Origin of the sequence: Streptomyces sp. NPDC047117, from assembly GCF_040643545.1 — a bacterium.
Classification (GTDB): Bacteria; Actinomycetota; Actinomycetes; order Streptomycetales; family Streptomycetaceae; genus Streptomyces.
The window spans coordinates 1-18,497 of sequence record NZ_JBEYUN010000016.1; the positions used below are offsets into that span (position 1 = coordinate 1).

An 18,497-nucleotide genomic window follows, 5' to 3' on the forward strand; every position below is an offset into this window, starting at 1 on the left:
CGCCCGGTTACATTTCGAACCCGGAAGCTAAGCCTTTCAGCGCCGATGGTACTGCAGGGGGGACCCTGTGGGAGAGTAGGACGCCGCCGAACAATCTTTCAGGACCCCTGGTCCCAGCGACATGCTGGGACCAGGGGTCCTTTTTGTTTTTTGCCGAAGCGCGCCGTAGTGAACGGTGCGTGAGAATGATGAGCAGTACCGAAGACAGGAGTCACGTCGATGTCCACCAACTCTCCCGACGACCGATCGGAGCGCCGGCCGCGCTGGCGCGATGGTGGTGAACGGCGCGACGGTGGCGGCTTCCGCCGCGATGACCGACGTGACGACCGCGGTGGGGACCGTCCGCGCGGCCCGCGTCGCGACGACCGTGGCGGGGAACGCGGCGGCGACCGTGGCGGTTTCCGTCGTGATGACCGCGGCGGTGCGGGCGGCGGTTTCCGCCGTGACGACCGTCCCCGCGGCCCGCGCCGTGACGACGACCGCGGCAACGACCGTGGCGGCTTCCGCCGCGATGACCGCAGTGGCCGTGACGACCGCGGTGGCTTCCGCCGTGACGACCGGCGTGACGACCGCCGGGACGGCGACCGTGGCGGCTTCCGGCGCGATGACCGTGGTGGCGAGCGCGGTGGGTTCCGTCGTGACGACCGCGGCGGTGACCGCGGTGGGTTCCGTCGTGACGACCGTCGTGACGGTGACCGGGGTGACTTCCGTCGCGACGACCGTCCCCGCGGTCCCCGTCGTGAGGACGACCGTGGCGGCTTCCGGCGTGATGACCGTCCGCGCGGCCCGCGTCGGGACGACGACCGCGGCAACGACCGTGGCGGCTTCCGCCGTGACGACCGTCGCGATGGTGACCGGGGTGACTTCCGTCGCGACGACCGTCCCCGCGGTCCCCGTCGGGACGACGACCGCGGTAACGACCGCGGTGGCTTCCGCCGTGATGACCGCGGTGGCGACCGTGGTGGATTCCGTCGCGATGACCGTGGCGGCGAGCGCCGTGACGACCGCGGTGGCGAGCGTCGCGACTTCCGCCGCGACGACCGGGGCGACTTCCGCCGTGATGACCGTCCCCGTGGCCCCCGCCGGGACGATGACCGCCGGGACTTCCGCCGGGACGACCGTCCGCGCGGGCCGCGTCGCGACGACGACCGCGGCAACGACCGCCGTGACGACCGGGGCGACTTCCGCCGGGACGACCGTCCCCGCGGTCCCCGTCGGGATGACGACCGCGGCAACGACCGCGGTGGCTTCCGCCGTGACGACCGGCGCGATGACCGCCGGGACGGTGACCGCGGCGGCTTCCGGCGCGATGACCGCGGTGGCGAGCGCCGTGACGACCGGGGTGGTCGTCGGCCGTACGGGCAGGGCGGCGGCCGGGGCCGGGACGACCGTGGTGGCTTCCGGCGTGACGACCGGGGCGGCGACCGCGGTGGGTTCCGGCGCGACGACCGCGGCGGCGACCGTCGGGACGACCGCCGGGACCGGGAGCCGATCAAGCGGCTGCCGATTCCGGACGACGTCACCGGTGACGAGATCGACAAGGATGTGCGGCAGGAGCTGCTGAGCCTGCCGAAGACGCTCGCCGAGGACGTCGCGCGGAACCTCGTGATGGTGGCGAAGCTGCTGGACGAGGACCCCGAGAAGGCGTACGGCTACTCGCGCGTTGCCCTGCGGCTCGCGTCCCGCGTCGCCGCCGTCCGCGAGGCCGCCGGCTTCGCCGCGTACGCGTTCGGCAAGTACAGCGAGGCGCTGGCGGAGTTCCGTGCCGCGCGTCGGATGACCGGCAGCGCTGAGCTGTGGCCGGTCATGGCCGACTGCGAGCGTGGCATCGGGCGTCCGGAGAAGGCGCTGGCCATGGCCGGCGAGCCCGAGGTGCAGCGGCTGGACAAGTCCGGGCAGGTCGAGATGCGGCTGGTCGCGGCGGGCGCCCGGCGCGACATGGGCCAGGCGGACGCCGCCGTCGTGACGCTGCAGAGCCCGGAGCTCGCGTCCCACGCGGTGCACCCGTGGACCGCGCGGCTGCGCTACGCGTACGCCGACGCGCTGCTGGCGGTCGGCCGCGAGGACGAGGCACGCGAGTGGTTCGCCAAGGCGCTGGAGGCCGACCAGGGCGGTACGACGGACGCCTCGGACCGGCTGGCCGAGCTGGACGGCGTCGAGTTCACGGACGCGCTGTCCGAGGACGACGACCAGGAGCCGGAGCAGGAGCCGGAGGAGCAGGAGCAGGACCGGGACGAAGCCCGCGCCGAGACCGTGGTCGAGGCCGAGGCCGAGGACACGGCTGACGACCAGGTCGAGGTCGAGGACGAGGCCAAGGTCGAGACCGACGCCGACGACCAGGCCGACGTCAACGACCAGGCCGCGGACGAGGATGCGGACGAGGACGACGCCGACGAGGCCGAGGCCAAGCCTGCCGCGCCCGTCGTGCCGACGTTCTCCGACGCGGGTGAGTCCGCCGGTGAGGCCGGCACGCCGGAGGCCGGTAAGTAAGGGCTGAAGCAGGCAAAGGAAGAGGGCGGGAACCCATCGGGTTCCCGCCCTCTTCGTGTTCCGTGCCGCCCGCCCCGGACCGTCGGGGCGGGCGGCAGGTTCGGCCGGACGCTGTCAGCGGGCGCCAGGCCTTACCGCGGTGTCACGCCACCGCGGTCGTCTCCGCGGCGTCGCCCGGGGCCGTGCCCGGGGCGAAGCCGGCGATCGGGTTCTTCAGGTTGCCGATGAGCTGGAGGGCGCCCGCCGGGTCCTGGAGGTTGACCATCTCCTTGTTGTTGCGCAGCTGGAGACGGTTGAGGCAGGAGAGCGCGAACTCCCCGGCGAACATGTCGTACTGCGCGAACTTGTCCGCGAGCTGGGGCGTCGCGGCCTGGTACTCGGTCACGCACTCGGCGACCGTGCGCCAGAAGGTGTCCTCGTCGAGGACGCCCTCGGTGACGAGGATGCCGTTGAGGAAGCGGAAGAAGCAGTCGAAGACGTCGGTGAAGATCGACAGCAGCTTCTTGTCCTCGGGCACCTCGGCGCGGATGCGCTCGACGGCCGGCGGGAGGACCGCGTCCGGGTCCATCACCGCGATCTCCTCGGCGATGTCCTTGTAGATCGCGCGCTGCACGACGCCGTTCTCGATGACCAGGATGACGTTCTCGCCGTGCGGCATGAACACCAGGTCGTAGGCGTAGAAGCTGTGCAGGAGGGGCGTGAAGTACGCGTTGAGGTACTTGCGCAGCCACTCGACGGCGCTCAGGCCGGACTCGCGGATCAGCGCGCCCACGAAGGAGGCGCCGTCGCGGTCGGTGTGCAGCAGCGAGGCCATGGTGGCGAGGCGCTGGCCGGGGGCCAGGGACGGCACCGGGCTCTCGCGCCACAGCGCGGCGAGCATCTTGCGGTACGGGGAGCCCTTGGTGGTGGCCTCCTCGTACTGGCGGTGGTGGTAGCCGATGGCGGCGCGCTCGCGGATGATCGTCAGGCCGGTGCCGCTGAGGACCGGGTCGCTCTCGATGAGGCCGGCCAGCCAGTCGTTGATGGCGGGCGTGGCCTCCATGTACGCGGCGGAGAGGCCGCGCATGAAGCCCATGTTGAGGACCGAGAGGGCCGTCTTGACGTAGTGCCGCTCGGGGTTGCTGTTGTTGAAGAAGGTCCGGATGGACTGCTGCGCGAGGTACTCGTCCTCGCCCTCGCCGAGGCACACCAGGCGCTGCTGGGCGACCTCGGCGGCGAAGGTGACGGCGAGCTTGTTCCACCACTGCCAGGGGTGGACGGGGAGCAGGTGGTACTCGGCGAGGTCCAGGCCCTGGGCCGACATGGTCTCCGCGAAGCGGGCCAGGGTCTTCTCGCCCAGCTCGGCGCGCATGAGGGAGTCGTAGTCCAGGCCGGCGCCGGAGGTGAAGGTGGCGCGGTCGCGGCGGGCGGCGAGCCAGAGGAGCCGGACGGGGGCCGCGGTCTCCGGGGCGTACGCGCGGTACTCGTGGATGCCGAAGCCGAGGCGGCCGTTGTTGGCCACGAAGCAGGGGTGGCCCTCGGTCATGCCGGTCTCGATGTCCTGGAAGCCGGACTTGGCGAGCTCGTCGGCGGGGACGTGTTCCTTGGTGAGCTTGTACGCGGTGCCGGCGAGGGTGGAGCTGATCTCCTCCAGGTAGACCGGGAGGATCTCGTCGCTGAGGCCGAGGGCGTCGCGCAGCTCGATGAAGAACTCGACGGCGTCGAGGGGCAGGTCGGTGTCCTCGCGGTGGCGGGTGATCGAGTCGGCGTCGATCTGCCAGTGGTCGAGGGAGAGGACCTGGGCGTCGAAGCGGTACTCCACGGTGCCGTCGTCGCTGCGGACGGAGTAGCGGCCGTCCAGCAGGGGGCGGGGGGTGAGCAGCCGTTCGTGGGTGAACTCCGCGAGGGCCTTGCGGATGAGGAGGCGGCCCGCCCGGTCCCACAGCTCAGGGGTGAGGTGGGAGACGGCGTCGCGGGGGTCGGTGGCGGCGTTCATCGGGTGGTCACTCCTATTGCCGCAAGGTACTGCTCGCGGGTGCAGGTGCTGAGGTAGGCGTCCTTCTCCGGCTTGGCGATCTTCCGGACGATCTCGAAGCCGACGGCTTCGTTGAGGGCGTGGACGGCCTTGTTGTGCACGTCGGGCTCGACGACGACGCGGGCGGTCGCCGGGTCGTCGAAGATCATGGCCATGACGGTGGTGATGACGGCTCGGGTGAAGCCGTGTACGGGGGTGTCGCTCGGCGCGGTCAGGAAGTGCATGCCGACGTCGCCGGCCTGCGGCTCGTAGAGGCCGACCAGCTCGACGTGGGCCGGGTTGTAGCGCTCCATGAGGAAGGCGGGGCGGCCGTTGTGCAGGCCGATGTACGCCTCGTGGTGCTCGTTCGCCGCGATGGACTTGTACTCCCGCTCCACGTCGGCGAGGGAGGCGTCCTGCATCATCCAGAAGGAGGCTTTGGGGTGGGTGACCCAGCCGTGCAGCAACTCCAGGTCCTGCGAGAGGTCGAGCGGGCGTACGGCGAAGTCGCCGAGCGCGGGGTCGGTACGGGTGAAGAGGGTGTCGGCGGTGGTGCCGCTGTTCGTGTTGCTCATCGGACGATGCCTTCCGGTGCTCCGAATTCCTGGAACGCGATGGTCTTCTCGACCGCGTAGGGCTGGCGGCCGAGCATCTCCGCAATGATGTACGCGTTGCGGTAGGGACCCATGCCCAGGTCGGGCGAGGTGATGCTGTGCGTGTGCACACCGGCGTTCTGCAGGAAGACGCCCTGTCCGCTGTGGTCGATGCTGTAGTTGCGGGCGACGTCGAAGCGGCCCTGACCGTCCAGGCGGATGCGGTCCTTGACCCCGGCCAGGAAGTCGGGGATGGCGTAGCGGTAGCCGGTGGCGAGGACCAGGCCCTGGGTCTCCAGGGAGAAGTCCTTCTCCTGCTCCTCGTGGCGCAGGCCGAGGGTGTAGGTGCCGGCGGCCTCGTCGTAGGAGGCGTCGTTCAGCGCGGTGTTGGTGAAGAGCCGGGTGGTGACCGGGCCCTTGAGGTTCTTCTGGTAGAGCAGGTCGAAGATCGCGTCGATCAGCTCCGCGTCGATGCCCTTGAAGAGGCCCTTCTGCTGCGACTCCAGGCGGTAGCGGGTGGCCTCGGGGAGCGAGTGGAAGTAGTCCACGTACTCGGGGGAGGTCATCTCCAGCGTGAGCTTGGTGTACTCCAGCGGGAAGAAGCGCGGGGAGCGGGTGACCCAGTTCAGCTTGTAGCCGTGGGCGTCGATCTCGGAGAGCAGGTCGTAGTAGATCTCCGCGGCGCTCTGGCCGCTGCCGACCAGGGTGATGGAGTCCTTGGCCTGGAGCGCTTCCTTGTTCTGCAGGTAGCGCGAGTTGTGGGTGAGGTCGCCGCCGAGGTCCTGGCAGGACTCGGGGAGGTACGGCGGGGTGCCGGTGCCCAGCACGAGGCGGCGGGCGCGGTCGGTGCGCTGCTCGCCGGTGATCACGTCGGTGCCGTGGACGAGGTAGACCTCGGCGTTCTCGTCGTACTCGACGGAGGTGACCGTGTAGTTGAAGCGGGCGCTGGTCAGCTTGGCGGCGGCCCAGCGGCAGTAGTCGTTGTACTCCTCGCGCAGCGGATAGAAGTTCTCGCGTATGTAGAAGGAGTACAGCCGGCCGGACTCCTTCAGGTAGTTCAGGAAGGAGAACTCGGAGGTGGGGTCGGCGAGGGTGACCAGGTCGGCCATGAACGGCGTCTGGAGGTGGGCGCCTTCGAGGAACATCCCCGAGTGCCACTCGAAGTCGGGCTTGGACTCCAGGAAGAGGCCGTTCAGTTCGGCGAGGGGCTCGGTCAGGCAGGCCAGACCGAGGTTGAAGGGCCCGAGACCGATGGCGATGAAGTCGTGTTCGGTCGGGGCGTGCGGGGCGTTGGAAGGCACGGGGGTCTCCGGTGGGGACGGTCAGTGAGCGCTGGTGAGTTCCGGCGTGGCCTCGCGGGCGAGGCGGGAGCCGGCGTGCTCGGCGATCAGATCGAGGACCGTGGCGATGTCGCCAAGGGTCGTCTCGGGGTTGAGCAGGGTGAACTTCAGGTAGTGGCGGCCGTCCACGACGGTGGAGGCGATGACCGCCTCACCGGAGGCGGCGAGGGCCTCGCGGGCGTAGAGGTTGACGCGGTCGGCGGTCTCGGGGTCGGTGGCGTCGCCCTCGGGGAGGTAGCGGAAGACCAGGGTGGACAGCTGCGGCCGGGTGACGACCTCGTAGCGGTCGTCGGTGTCGAGGAGCTTCCAGCCGTCGTCGGCGCGGTCGACGACGTCGTCGAAGAGCGCGCCGAGCTGGTCGGCGCCCATGATGCGGAGCGTCATCCAGAGCTTGAGCGCGTCGAAGCGGCGGGTGGTCTGGAGCGACTTGTCGACCTGGTTGGGGATGCGCTTCCGCGCCATCCGCTCCGGGTTGAGGTAGTCGGCGTGGTACGTGACGTGCCGCAGGGTGGCGCGGTCGCGGACGATGACGGCGCTGGAGCTGACCGGCTGGAAGAAGGACTTGTGGTAGTCCACGGTGACCGAGTCGGCGTTCTCGATGCCGTCGAGGTAGGAGCGGCGCTGGGATATCAGCAGTCCGCAGCCGTACGCGGCGTCGACGTGCATCCAGACACCCTCGCGGGCGCAGAGCGCGGCGACCTCGGGGAGCGGGTCGATGGAGCCGAAGTCCGTGGTGCCGGCGGTGGCGACGACGGCCATCGGGATGAGGCCCTCCTCGGCGCAGCGCGTCAGCTCCTTCTCCAGGGCGTCGGCACGCATCCGCTTGCCGTCGTCGACCGGGATCGCGATGACCGCCTCGGGGGTGAGGCCCAGGAGGGTGGCGGCCTTCTCGATGCTGAAGTGGCTGACCTCGGAGGTGAGGATACGCAGCCGGGTGCGGATCTCGGTGTCGTCCAGGTGCGGGTGCTGTTCGCGGGCGATGAGGCGGGCCTCGTCGCGGGCGAGCAGCATGGCCTGCAGGTTGGACTGGGTGCCGCCGCTGGTGAAGACGCCGTCGGCGCTGTCGCCGAAGCCGATGCGGCCCGCGGTCCATTCGATGAGGCGCTGCTCGATGAGGGTGCCGCCGGCGCTCTGGTCCCAGGTGTCCAGGGAGGAGTTGACGGCGGAGAGCACGGCCTCGCCGACCACGGCGGGGATGACCACCGGGCAGTTGAGGTGGGCGAGGTAGCGCGGGTGGTGGAAGTAGACGGCGTCGCGGAGGTAGATGTCCTCCAGCTCGTCCAGGGCCGCCGTCGCGTCGCCGAGCGGGCTCTCCAGGTCGATCCCCCGTACGGAGGGGCCGAGCCGGTCCGCGGTCATGCCGGTGAAGGGGCGGTCCGTGGCCGCGAGTTTGGCGGCCACGCGGTCGACTCCGTCCCGCACTGCGTCGCGGTAGTACTGAACCGTGGCGTCGTTGAGCAGGTGGTCCTTGGCCTCGGTGGGGACGGAGGCAAGGGCCTGCGACGGGTCCTCGGCGTGCTGCGCGAGGAAAGTCATGAACGTGTCCTCCCTGGTACGGGCGTCGCCCGCGCTGGACGGGTGGGGAAGCCCCCCGTCCCGTCGACTGGTGAGGTAAGCCTAACCTAACCGGAATGCGTCATGGTCAGGGGGTGCCTCAGGGAGGTGCGCGTGAGCTGTGGCGAGGTGGTCGGGAGGGGCGTCTCAGGCGTCGTCGTCGAGCGTGCGCAGCACGAGCCCGGTCGCCGGCTTCGGGCCGAACGAGGTCGACTTCCGCGGCATTGTCACGCCCTGCGCGGCCAGTTGACGGACCGTTTCCTCGTCCACGGCCCGCATCAGGACCGCCGTACCGCCGTGCTTGGCCGCCTGGCCGAGCGCCGCCTCGGTGTCGTGGATGTAGCGGATGCCGTCCGGGTGGTCCGGAATCCGCCACACCTCGTCCAGCAGAACGGAGTGCAGAACGGTGGCATCCAGCCGCCGCCACGCCTCCGGCCGGTCCTTGCGCACCGCGCGCTCCAGCAACTCCGGATCGGGCCGGTCCAACAGCCGGAAGGCGTCCGGGCCGGAGGCGAGCAGGAACGCGCTGCCTTCCGCTTCCGCCAGCGCCTCCAGCGCCTCCGGAAGCGCCCCGGGCACCTCGCGCACGCGGAACGATCCGTTCAGCTCCGCGACCGCCCGCTCCAGGGGCAGGTGCGGCAGCACCCGGTGAATCGCCCGTACCCGCAAGGGATAGCGGGCGGTGTCGACAAGCAGTACCAGGCCGCTGGACCACGGCGAGCCGGGTACGCTGCCGTGCTCCTCGGCGAGCCGCTGGTAGGTGGCCCAGCGGTGATGCCCGTCGGCGATCAGCGCCTGCCGGGCCGACAGGTCCGTGTGCACCGCCGCCAGCTCGGCCGGGTCGGTCACCGCCCACAGCCGGTGCGCGAAGCCGTCCTCGGTCGTGGTGGCCAGCAGCGGCGGCCGCTGCGTGGCACGCTCGATCACCGCGGTGGCACCGCTCGCGGTGCCCTCGCCGCGGTACGACAGCAAAAGCGGCTCGAAGTTTGCGGCCGCCGCACGCATCAGCGCGGCCCGGTCCTCGACGACCTCGGGGATCACGCCCTCGTGCGGCAGCACCGGGCCGTCCAGCGCCAGCGCCCCGATGATGCCCCGCTGCAGCACGTCCTCCTTGCGCTGCTCGTACACGTACAGCGCCGGCTCCGGGTCGGGCGTCAGGACCCCCTCCGCACGCCAGCGGGCGAGCGTGTCGGCGGCCTTGCGGTGCCGGGTCGCCGGGTCGATGGCGTGCGGCAGGATCAGCCGGACGATGTTGTACGGATCGGCGGTCTCCAGATGCCGGACCCCGTCGGGCCGGACCACCACGTCGTACGGGGGCGAGGTGACCGCGGTGAGACTGCTCACCCGGTGGGGTGCGTAGCGCAGTCCGCGAAAGGTGTGCAGGCTCAGGCCGTCGGTGCTGGTCATTGCCAAATGCTATGCCGGTCGGGGCGGTGCGGGATGATCGGGGGAGAAGCGCAATGCGGCGGGAAAATGTCTTTTGCGCGCGGTATGGATGGTGAAGGAGCTGGACGGCATGGACGAGCGGGTTCGCACCCGGCCCGAGGGCAGCGCACAGGCGCTGAGCGAGGCGTACGACACGGCGCTGCTGGACCTGGACGGCGTCGTGTACGCGGGCGGGTCGGCCATCCCGCACGCCGTGGAGTCGCTGACCACCGCGCGGGACGGCGGGATGCACCTGGCGTATGTGACCAACAACGCCGCGCGCACCCCCGACACGGTCGCGGCGCAGCTGTCCGGGTACGGCCTGCCGACCGGTGCCGGCGACGTCGTCACCTCTGCGCAGGCGGTGGCCCGGCTGATCGCCGGCCAGGTGCCCGCAGGCGCGAAGGTGCTCGCGATCGGCGGCGAGGGGCTGAAGGTCGCGCTGCGCGAACGGGGCCTGGAACCCGTGGAGTCGGCCGACGACGAGCCCGCCGCCGTGGTGCAGGGGTACGACCCGAAGCAGAACTGGGAGCAGCTGGCGGAGGCGGCGTACGCGGTCGGCCGCGGCGTGCCGTGGTTCGCGTCCAACACGGATCTGACGATCCCGAAGGAGCGCGGCATCGCCCCCGGCAACGGCGCGCTGGTGGAGGTCGTCCGGATCGCCACCGGCGGCACCCCGCAGGTCGCGGGCAAGCCGCAGCCCCCGATGCACCGCGAGACGGTGCTGCGCACGGGCGCGAAGCGGCCGCTGGTGGTCGGCGACCGGCTGGACACCGACATCGAGGGCGCGTTCAACGGCGAGGTGGACTCGCTGCTGGTGCTCACCGGCGTTACCACGGCCGCCGAGCTGCTCGCCGCGCCGCCGCAGCACCGTCCCACGTACGTGGACGCCGATCTGCGCGGCATCCTCGGGCCGCAGCCGGAGGTGACGCCGGTGGACGGCGGCTTCCGGTGCGGTGACCGGTTCGCCTCGGTGACCGAGGACGTTCTCGTACTCGATGGCGAAGGCTCCCCTCTGGACGGGCTGCGGGCGCTGTGCGCGGCCGCCTGGACGGCGGCCGGGGACGGCCGGTGCACCGCCGACGCCGGAAAGGCGCTGGCCCGCGCCGGCCTGTAGCGGACATGCGAAAAAGCCCGCCTGCCGGGAAGCAGGCGGGCTCTCGGCCGTCAGTCCTTCGCGGCGGCAGCGGCGGCGGCGTTGAACTCGGCGAGCAGCTGCTCCTCGCTGGCTCCGCGCCGCCAGTAACCGGTGAATTTCACGGCCCTGCGGTCAAAGCCGCGCTCCTTGACCAGGTGCCGGCGGAGCGCCTTGACCGTGCCGGACTCGCCCGCGATCCAGGCGTACGGCGTGCCCTCGGGCAGCTCTGCCTCGCGGATCGCGTCGACCAGGCGGTCCGTACGGTCGGTGGCGGAGTCCTCGCGCACCAGCCAGGTGATGTCGGCGTCGGCGAAGGAGGGCAGCTCCTGGCGGTCCGCCGCGTGCGCCACCTCGATCCAGACCTTGGCCTTGGTGCCAGGCGTCAGCCAGTCCAGGATGTTCGCGATGGCGGGCAGGGCCGTCTCGTCGCCGCTGAGCAGGATCCAGTCGGTGCCCTGCGGCGGGCGGAAGTCGACGCCGCCGTTGTCCTCGACCACCGGGCCCAGGACGCTGACCCGGTCGCCGGGACGGGCCGAAGCCGCCCACCGGCCGGCCGGCCCCGAGGTGCCCTCCTCCGCGCCGTGCAGCGCGAAGTCGACGTCCAGCTCCGGGTCGGGCAGCCGGCGCTGCGCCCGGATCGTGTACGTGCGCATGATGCTGCGCTCGGCCGGGTCCTGCACGCGCCAGGCGGCGTACCAGCCGTCGCCCTGGTCGTCGAAGACCGGGACGCTCTGGTGGGGCTGGGGGAAGAAGAGTTTCACCCGCTGGTCGCGGCCGCCGGTCAGCAGTTCCGTGAGGCGCGCGCCGCCGAAGGTGATCCGGACCATCGAGGGACCGAGCCGGCGGGTGCGCACGACAGTGAGGTCGAAGAAGCGGAACGGAGCGGTGGTGGGGGCGGCGGTCGTCGTCATGCGGGGGAAACCTCCTCTGGGTGGAGTGGCACGGGCCCGGCGGAGCGGCGCCGGGCCCGGTGCGTCAGTTGACCTTCTTGGCGTCCTCGACGGCCTTGGCGAGGCTCTCGACGAGCGGCGCCGCGCCCGCGTACGAGAAGCGGGGCTCGCTGGACCAGGGGGTGATCTGGTCCGCCTTGACGGCCGGCAGCTTCGCCCAGGCCGGCTTGGCGGCCAGGTCCTTGGGCTGGAGGGTGGCGGTGCGGTTGTCGAGCAGGAGCACGTCCGCCTTGTACTTGTCGGCGTTCTCCCAGCTCAGCGACTCGAAGTAGCCGCCCTTGTCGAGCTTGTCGGGCACGATCAGGTCCACGCCGAGGGACTTGAAGTACATGAGGTCGGCGTTGATGCCCGGGTTGGACGCGTAGAAGAGGTCGGGGCTGCCGGAGCAGGCCAGCACCTTGACCGGCTTGGACTTGGCGGCGGCGCGCAGCCGTGCCGAGGCCTTCTCGAAGCGGGTCTTGGCGTCGGTGACCTTCTTGGCCTTCAGGTCGGCGCCGAGGGACTCCGCCAGCTCGGCGTACCGCTCGATGATTTTGTCGAGCGGGGTGCGGGATGCGGTGATCGCGACGCTCTTGGCGAGCTTGAGGACCTTGTCCTTGCTCTCCTCCGGCACGAACCACAGGGCGCCCGGCTCGTACATGTTCGTCACGAGCAGGTCCGGGCCGAGCCCGGCGTACTTCTCGACGTTGAACTGGCCGTAGGCGTTGCCGATGATGGTGACCTTGGAGATGTCCAGGTCGCCGGCCTGCGGGTCGGCCTTGCCGTTCTTGAGCTTGGTCGGGCCGAACACGCCGACGATCTGGTCATCGATACCGAAATCGACCAGTGCCGCGGCGGTACCGGTGAAAGCGACGATGCGCTGTGGCACAGTCTTCAGCGAGACCTTCTTCTTCCGGTCGTCGGTGAAGCTCCAGGGCCCGCCCTCGCTTCCGCCACCGGCCGGTCCCGAGGCCTTCTCGTTGCCACACGCGGCGAGCAGCGCGCCGACGCCGACGGCCCCGCCGGCGGCCAGCAGGCCGCGTCGGGACAGGGAAGGTCTGGGGGTGTTGCTCATAGGGACGCACTTCTCTCTGGGGACGCCTGATGAGGGGGCAGCGAGGTTAGGCTAACCTAAACCGCGTGTTGGTCGACAGCCCCCCTGAAGCAACCGCCGCTCCCGTGGTGCCCCGACGACGGCAGGCCACCCGCTCCGCGGGACTCCTCGTCGCGCTCTGCGTCCTCGGAGCCATCGCCGTCCTCGGCATCGCCGTCGGGTCCAAACAGATACCCCTGGCCGATGTCTGGCACGGCATCACGCAGTATTCCGGCACCGACACCGACGTGATCATTCGCGACGTGCGGCTGCCGCGTACCGTCCTCGGGCTGCTCGCCGGCGCCGCGCTCGGCCTGGCCGGCGCGGTCATGCAGGCCCTCACCCGCAACCCGCTCGCCGACCCCGGCGTCCTCGGCATCAACGCCGGCGCCTCCGCCGCCGTCGTCACCGGCATCACCTTCTTCGGCGTCACCTCCCTCACGGCCTACGTGTGGTTCGCCTTCGCGGGCGCCGCCGTCGTCTCCGCCGCGGTCTACATCCTCGGCGGCACCCGCAGCGCCACGCCCGTACGGCTCGCGCTCGCCGGTACCGCGCTCACGGCCGTCCTCACCGGCTACCTCAACGCGGTCAACCTCATGAACACCGCGTCGCTGGACAAGATGCGCTTCTGGACGGTCGGTTCGCTGGCCGCCGCCACCATGCCCACCGTCGAGAAGATCGCCCCCTTCATCGCGGCCGGCATCGTGCTCGCCCTCCTCGTCGCCCGGCCGCTGAACGCCGTCGCGCTCGGCGACGACCAGGCACGCGCCCTCGGCGCCAAGCTCACCCGCACCCGGGTCGCCGCCATGGCCGCCGTGACCCTGCTGTGCGGCGCGGCCACCGCGGCCTGCGGGCCGATCGTCTACGTCGGCCTGATGGTCCCGCACGCCGTACGCGCCATCACCGGCCCCGACATGCGCTGGATCCTGCCGTACTCCGCGGTCCTCTCGCCGGTGCTGCTGCTCGGCGCCGACATCCTCGGCCGGATCGCGGCCCGCCCCGGCGAGATCCAGGTCGGCATCGTCACGGCCGTCATCGGCGGCCCGGTCTTCATCCATCTCGTACGGCGACGGAAGATGGCACAGCTGTGAGCACTCCCACCACCAAGACCTCCGCGCGCCCGGCCGTGAAGGCGCTGCGCACCGCCGGCGGGCTGTCGGTGCGGCTGCACCTCAGGGCGGTACTCACCGGCGTGCTGCTGCTCGCCGTGGCGCTCGCCGCCGGCGTGCTCCTCATCGGCACCGGCGACTTCCCGATGTCCTTCGGCGACGTCCTCACCACCCTCGGGGGCGGCGGCAACCCGGGGCAGGAACTGATCGTCAACGACCTGCGGCTGCCCAGGGTCCTGGTCGCGCTGCTGGTCGGCGCGAGCTTCGGACTCTCCGGCGCGGTCTTCCAGACCGTCACCCGCAACCCGCTCGGCAGCCCCGACGTGCTCGGCTTCGCGCAGGGCTCCTCCGTCGGCGCGCTGCTCGTCATCGTGTACGTCCAGGGCTCCACCGTCGCCATCGCGATGGGCGCGGTGGCCGGCGGTGTCGTCACCGGCGTCGCGATCTTCCTGCTCGCCTGGAAGCGCGGCGTGCACGGCTACCGCTTCGTCCTCGTCGGCATCGGCGCCGCCGCCATGCTCTACGCCATCGTCCTGTACCTGATGACCAAGGCGAACATCGTCGAGGCGACCCGCGCCACCACCTGGATGACCGGCTCCCTCAGCGGCCGCGACTGGGACCAGGTCTGGCCGCTGGCCGCGGTCTGCGTGATCCTGATCCCCGTGATCCTGCTCTGCGCCCGGCCGCTGGCCATGCTGGAGATGGGTGACGACTCGGCCGCCGCGCTCGGCGTCAGCACCGGCCGGATCCGCGTCCTCGCGCTGCTGGCCGCCGTTGTCCTGACCGCGTCCGCCACCGCCGCCGCCGGACCCATCGCCTTCGTCGCGCTCACCGCGCCCCAGCTCGCCCGCCGGCTCACCCGCACCACCGGCCCCAACCTGCTGCCCGCCGCGCTCATGGGCTCCCTGCTGCTGGTCCTCGCCGACCTCGCCTCGCAGCGGGTCTTCGGTGCCGACCAGGTCCCGGTCGGCGTCGTCACCGGCGTACTCGGCGGCGGCTACCTGCTGTGGCTGCTGGCCAACGAGCGCAAGGCGGGCCGGGTATGACCCGCCCGACCGCCACCACCCCGCATCCGACCGGCCGTACCACCCCCAGGAGAGCCGAAGTGAGCCGTCTCGCGGCGCAGAACGTCACCCTCGCCTACGACCAGCGGGTCATCGCCGAGAACCTCTCGGTCGACATCCCGGACAATTCCTTCACGGTCATCGTCGGCCCCAACGCCTGCGGCAAGTCCACCCTGCTGCGCGCGCTGTCCCGGATGCTCAAGCCGCAGGCCGGATCCGTCCTGCTGGACGGCTCGGCGATCTCCTCGCAGCCCGCCAAGAAGGTCGCCCGCACCCTCGGCCTGCTGCCGCAGTCCTCGACAGCCCCCGACGGCATCACCGTCGCCGACCTGGTCTCCCGCGGCCGCTACCCGCACCAGGGACTGCTGCGTCAGTGGTCCGAGGAGGACGAGCGGATCGTCCAGGAGTCCATGGACGCCACCGGCGTCGGCGAGCTGGGGGAGCGGTACGTCGACGAGCTCTCCGGCGGCCAGCGCCAGCGCGTCTGGATCGCCATGGCCCTCGCCCAGCAGACCCCGCTGCTGCTCCTGGACGAGCCCACCACCTACCTCGACATCCAGCACCAGATCGAGGTGCTGGACCTCTGCGCCCAGCTGCACGAGGAGCAGGGCCGCACGCTCGTCGCCGTACTGCACGACCTCAACCACGCGGCGCGCTACGCCAGCCACATCATCGCCATGCGCGACGGCGAGGTCGTCGCGGAGGGCGCACCGGCCGAGGTGGTCACCGCCGACCTGATCGAGCGGGTCTTCCGGCTCAAGTGCCAGATCATCGACGACCCGGAGACCGGCACCCCGCTGATCGTCCCGGCGGCGCGTACGCCCCGTAAGGCGGCCGTCCGCTGAGGCGGAGGCCCGCCGGTGCGCGCCCGGACCGCTAGAGCAGTGTCCGGAGGCGCAGCAGGTCGCGGACGCCGGCCTCCAGCTTCACCCGGCCGCTGCCCCAGGCCCGCGCGAAGTGCAGCTCGCCGTCGACCAGGGCGACCAGGTCGTCGCCGGTCATGGTGAGTCTGATCTGCGCCTTCTCCCGCGGTGGGCCCGGTACGGCGGTGACGTCCCGGAGGGTGCCGTCCGCGAGCCGGCCCACGAAGGTGACGTCGAGGTCGGTGATGCGGCAGCTCAGCGAGCGGTCCAGCGCGGCGGCATTGCGCACCGAGCCGTCCGCCGTCGTCGACATGTTGTGTGCCAGCCGGTCCAGGGCGGCGCGGCACTGTTCGAGGGAAGCCATCGACAGGGACGATACGCCGGTTCGGGCGGGCTCGTCCGCCGGTGGATGGCCGGTTCGCGGTAGCGTCGGGGGCATGCACGAGCCGACTTCCGGCGCCGACCGGCCGGAACCGCACCCCGAAGCCGCGCCGGTTCCCGACGGGCCGGATCCTGACGAGCCGGCCGGCCCAGGCCACTCCGCCGAGCGGGACCTCTCCGCCGGGCCAGACCTCTCCGCCGAGCCGGACCTCTCCGGTGAGTCCGGTCACGCCGACGAGCACGGCCACTCCGACGAGTACGACCACGCCGACGAGCCCGGCGCGGCCGGTCCGCCGCCGGAGGAGGCCGCGGGGCCGCAGCCGCTGGGTGTACCGGTCACCCCGACCAGGCACGACGAGGTGGACGACCGGCTGGCCCGGCTGGGAGACGTCGACCACCTCGCCGTCGGCGGCCACCTCCCGGTGTACGAGGATGTTCACCGGGGGCTCCGCGACACGCTGGCCTCCTTGGACCAGCAGCCGGGGCCCCGCCCCGCGGCACGGAACGACCTCAGGAGCTGAACCCCAGGTGGCAGGTGTGGCACGACGCCGACTCGACGCGGAGCTGGTGCGCCGCAAGATGGCCCGCTCCCGCGAGCACGCGAGCCAGCTGATCGCCGCGGGCCGGGTGACGGTCGGCGGGCAGCCGGCGAGCAAGGCCGCCACCCAGGTGGAGACCAGCGCTGCGCTCGTCGTCCGCGCGGACGAGAGCGACCCGGACTACGTCTCGCGCGGCGGCCACAAACTCGCCGGCGCGCTGGCCGCCTTCACGCCCCAGGGGCTGACGGTCGAGGGCCGCCGGGCACTGGACGCGGGCGCCTCCACCGGCGGCTTCACCGACGTCCTGCTGCGCGCGGGCGCGGGCCACGTCGTCGCCGTGGACGTCGGGTACGGGCAGCTCGCCTGGTCGCTGCAGAGCGACGAGCGGGTCACCGTCAAGGACCGCACCAACGTCCGTGAACTGACCCTGGAGCAGATCGACGACGTCCCCGCCGACATCGTCGTGGGCGACCTGTCCTTCATCCCGCTGGGCCTCGTCCTGCCGGCGCTCGTCCGCTGCTCCGCGCCGGACGCCGACCTCGTCCTGATGGTCAAGCCGCAGTTCGAGGTCGGCAAGGAGCGGCTGGGCAGCGGCGGTGTGGTGCGCAGCGCGGCGCTGCGGGCCGAGGCCGTACGCGCCGTGGGGGAGCGCGCGGCGGAGCTCGGACTCGGTGTGCTCGGCGTCACCGCGAGCCCCCTGCCTGGACCTTCCGGCAATGTCGAGTACTTTCTGTGGCTGCGCGCCGGTGCGCCTGCCCTGGACCCGGCGGATGTCGACCGTGCAGTGGCGGAGGGGCCGAGTTGACCACATCTGGAACATCCGAAGCACCGCAGGACCCGCGGACCGGAACGGTCTCCGTGCCCGCTCCCGTGCCGCTCGCCGGCGGGACCCGTACCGTCTTCCTGCTCGCCCACACCGGCCGGGCCGCGGCCGTACGCAGCGCCGAACTGGTCGTCCAGGGGCTGCTGCGCTGCGGCATCGGCGTACGGGTGCTGGCGGCCGAGGCCGCCGACCTGCCGCTGCCGGACTCCGTCGAGCAGGTGGCCACCGAACAGTGCGCGGCCGAGGGCTGCGAGCTGCTGGTGGTGCTGGGCGGGGACGGGACGCTGCTGCGCGGCGCCGACTTCGCCCGGACCTCCGGCGTCCCGATGCTCGGCGTCAACCTCGGCCGGGTCGGCTTCCTCGCCGAGGCCGAGCGGGACGACCTGGACAAGGTCGTGGACCGGGTGGTGACCCGCTCCTACGAGGTCGAGGAGCGGATGACCCTCGACGTGCTGGTCCGCAACAACGGCACCGTGGTGCACACCGACTGGGCGCTGAACGAGGCGTCGGTGGAGAAGGCCGCGCGGGAGCGGATGCTGGAGGTCGTCACGGAGGTCGACGGCCGCCCGGTGTCCCGCTTCGGCTGCGACGGTGTGGTCTGCGCGACACCGACCGGCTCGACCGCGTACGCGTTCTCGGCGGGCGGCCCGGTGGTCTGGCCCGAGGTCGAGGCCCTGCTGATGGTCCCGATCAGCGCGCACGCGCTCTTCGCCAAGCCGCTGGTCACCTCCCCGGAGTCGGTCCTCGCGGTGGAGGTCCAGCCCAAGACCCCGCACGGCGTCCTGTGGTGCGACGGCAGCCGCTCGGTCGAACTCCCCGCGGGCGCCCGCGTCGAGGTCCGGCGCGGCGCGGTCCCGGTCCGTCTGGCCCGTCTCCACCATGCCTCCTTCACCGACCGGCTGGTCGCCAAGTTCGCCCTTCCGGTGGCGGGCTGGCGCGGCGCGCCGCACTGACCACTTCCCGGCCGTTCCGCCCCTCCAGCCGTGCCGAGGCGGCGGAGCGGCCGGTTCCGGTGCCGGGTGCCGCTCTCCTCGGCCGCCCGCCGGTCCGCGGGCGACACGCCGTCCCGCCGTCGCCCTCCGAATCCCGCTCCGTACGGTCGCGGGCGCGTTCCCGTGCACCCGGTGCACGCCTACGGGGAAGCGGTCGTACTCATGTGCCCC

Annotated in this window: 17 protein-coding genes and 1 rRNA gene; 10 read left to right on the top strand and 8 right to left on the bottom strand. The window is 71.8% G+C overall.

Going from position 1 to position 18,497, the window contains the following annotated elements; translation table 11 throughout:
* From rrf to ABZ840_RS27255, 3 genes are all read left to right on the top strand, one after another.
* Positions 1-92, top strand: a 5S ribosomal RNA gene (gene rrf, locus ABZ840_RS27245); the annotation flags it as partial.
* Positions 93-271: 179 nt separating this feature from the next.
* Entirely contained in the window at positions 272-1,564 is a 1,293-nt protein-coding gene (locus tag ABZ840_RS27250; RefSeq protein WP_361563161.1) for a hypothetical protein, read from the top strand.
* Complete coding sequence (locus tag ABZ840_RS27255; protein WP_361563162.1) at positions 1,546-2,490, top strand: tetratricopeptide repeat protein; 945 nt, start codon at positions 1,546-1,548, stop codon at positions 2,488-2,490. The genes ABZ840_RS27250 and ABZ840_RS27255 overlap by 19 nt, the downstream gene beginning before the upstream one ends.
* Positions 2,491-2,632: 142 nt before the next feature.
* Here ABZ840_RS27255 and ABZ840_RS27260 read toward each other — a convergent pair whose 3' ends face one another.
* The 5 genes from ABZ840_RS27260 to ABZ840_RS27280 all read right to left on the bottom strand — a co-directional run bounded on the left by ABZ840_RS27260 (position 2,633) and on the right by ABZ840_RS27280 (position 9,377).
* Positions 2,633-4,465, bottom strand: a complete 1,833-nt coding sequence (locus ABZ840_RS27260; RefSeq protein ID WP_361563163.1) for an IucA/IucC family siderophore biosynthesis protein — start codon at positions 4,463-4,465, stop codon at positions 2,633-2,635.
* Entirely contained in the window at positions 4,462-5,058 is a 597-nt protein-coding gene (locus ABZ840_RS27265) for a GNAT family N-acetyltransferase (RefSeq protein WP_361563165.1), read from the bottom strand. Before ABZ840_RS27265 ends, ABZ840_RS27260 begins: the two co-directional genes overlap by 4 nt.
* Entirely contained in the window at positions 5,055-6,377 is a 1,323-nt protein-coding gene (locus ABZ840_RS27270) for a SidA/IucD/PvdA family monooxygenase (RefSeq protein WP_361563167.1), read from the bottom strand. The genes ABZ840_RS27265 and ABZ840_RS27270 overlap by 4 nt, the downstream gene beginning before the upstream one ends.
* A 21-nt stretch (positions 6,378-6,398) precedes the next feature.
* The gene (locus ABZ840_RS27275) at positions 6,399-7,952 is read right to left on the bottom strand and encodes an aspartate aminotransferase family protein (RefSeq protein ID WP_361563169.1); all 1,554 of its coding nucleotides are present in this window, start codon (positions 7,950-7,952) and stop codon (positions 6,399-6,401) included.
* Positions 7,953-8,117: 165 nt separating this feature from the next.
* Positions 8,118-9,377 (bottom strand): DUF1015 domain-containing protein, encoded by a 1,260-nt coding sequence (locus ABZ840_RS27280; RefSeq protein ID WP_361563171.1) that lies wholly within the window; start codon positions 9,375-9,377, stop codon positions 8,118-8,120.
* A gap of 109 nt (positions 9,378-9,486) precedes the next feature.
* On the opposite strand from ABZ840_RS27280, the gene ABZ840_RS27285 reads away from it, so the two are divergent.
* Entirely contained in the window at positions 9,487-10,512 is a 1,026-nt protein-coding gene (locus ABZ840_RS27285) for an HAD-IIA family hydrolase (RefSeq protein WP_361563173.1), read from the top strand.
* Between the two features lie 50 nt (positions 10,513-10,562).
* Here the strand turns inward: ABZ840_RS27285 and ABZ840_RS27290 are convergent, their stop codons facing one another.
* Complete coding sequence (locus ABZ840_RS27290) at positions 10,563-11,444, bottom strand: siderophore-interacting protein (protein ID WP_361563175.1); 882 nt, start codon at positions 11,442-11,444, stop codon at positions 10,563-10,565.
* A 64-nt stretch (positions 11,445-11,508) separates the two neighbouring features.
* The gene (locus ABZ840_RS27295) at positions 11,509-12,537 is read right to left on the bottom strand and encodes an ABC transporter substrate-binding protein (RefSeq protein WP_361563177.1); all 1,029 of its coding nucleotides are present in this window, start codon (positions 12,535-12,537) and stop codon (positions 11,509-11,511) included.
* A 65-nt stretch (positions 12,538-12,602) separates the two neighbouring features.
* On the opposite strand from ABZ840_RS27295, the gene ABZ840_RS27300 reads away from it, so the two are divergent.
* Genes ABZ840_RS27300 through ABZ840_RS27310 form a run of 3 tightly spaced genes read left to right on the top strand, consistent with a single transcriptional unit; the run spans position 12,603 to position 15,573 of the window.
* Positions 12,603-13,646, top strand: coding sequence for an iron chelate uptake ABC transporter family permease subunit (locus ABZ840_RS27300; RefSeq protein ID WP_361563179.1), 1,044 nt, complete (start codon positions 12,603-12,605; stop codon positions 13,644-13,646).
* Between the two features lie 35 nt (positions 13,647-13,681).
* Positions 13,682-14,710 carry an iron chelate uptake ABC transporter family permease subunit gene (locus ABZ840_RS27305; protein ID WP_361563595.1) on the top strand — a complete coding sequence of 343 codons (1,029 nt, stop codon included), beginning with the start codon at positions 13,682-13,684 and terminating at the stop codon, positions 14,708-14,710.
* Positions 14,707-15,573, top strand: a complete 867-nt coding sequence (locus ABZ840_RS27310; RefSeq protein WP_361563181.1) for an ABC transporter ATP-binding protein — start codon at positions 14,707-14,709, stop codon at positions 15,571-15,573. Before ABZ840_RS27305 ends, ABZ840_RS27310 begins: the two co-directional genes overlap by 4 nt.
* A 31-nt stretch (positions 15,574-15,604) precedes the next feature.
* Here ABZ840_RS27310 and ABZ840_RS27315 read toward each other — a convergent pair whose 3' ends face one another.
* The gene (locus tag ABZ840_RS27315) at positions 15,605-15,955 is read right to left on the bottom strand and encodes a sterol-binding protein (protein ID WP_361563183.1); all 351 of its coding nucleotides are present in this window, start codon (positions 15,953-15,955) and stop codon (positions 15,605-15,607) included.
* 73 nt (positions 15,956-16,028) lie between these two features.
* Between ABZ840_RS27315 and ABZ840_RS27320 the strand changes: the two genes are divergently transcribed.
* Genes ABZ840_RS27320 through ABZ840_RS27330 form a run of 3 tightly spaced genes read left to right on the top strand, consistent with a single transcriptional unit; the run spans position 16,029 to position 18,287 of the window.
* Positions 16,029-16,493: a hypothetical protein gene (locus ABZ840_RS27320; RefSeq protein ID WP_361563185.1), complete on the top strand. Its 465-nt coding sequence runs from the start codon at positions 16,029-16,031 to the stop codon at positions 16,491-16,493.
* Positions 16,494-16,500: 7 nt separating this feature from the next.
* Positions 16,501-17,316, top strand: coding sequence for a TlyA family RNA methyltransferase (locus tag ABZ840_RS27325; protein WP_361563188.1), 816 nt, complete (start codon positions 16,501-16,503; stop codon positions 17,314-17,316).
* A 53-nt stretch (positions 17,317-17,369) separates the two neighbouring features.
* A complete protein-coding gene (locus ABZ840_RS27330; RefSeq protein WP_361563191.1) occupies positions 17,370-18,287 on the top strand; it encodes an NAD kinase in 918 nt (305 codons plus the stop codon).
* Positions 18,288-18,497: the final 210 nt, after the last annotated feature.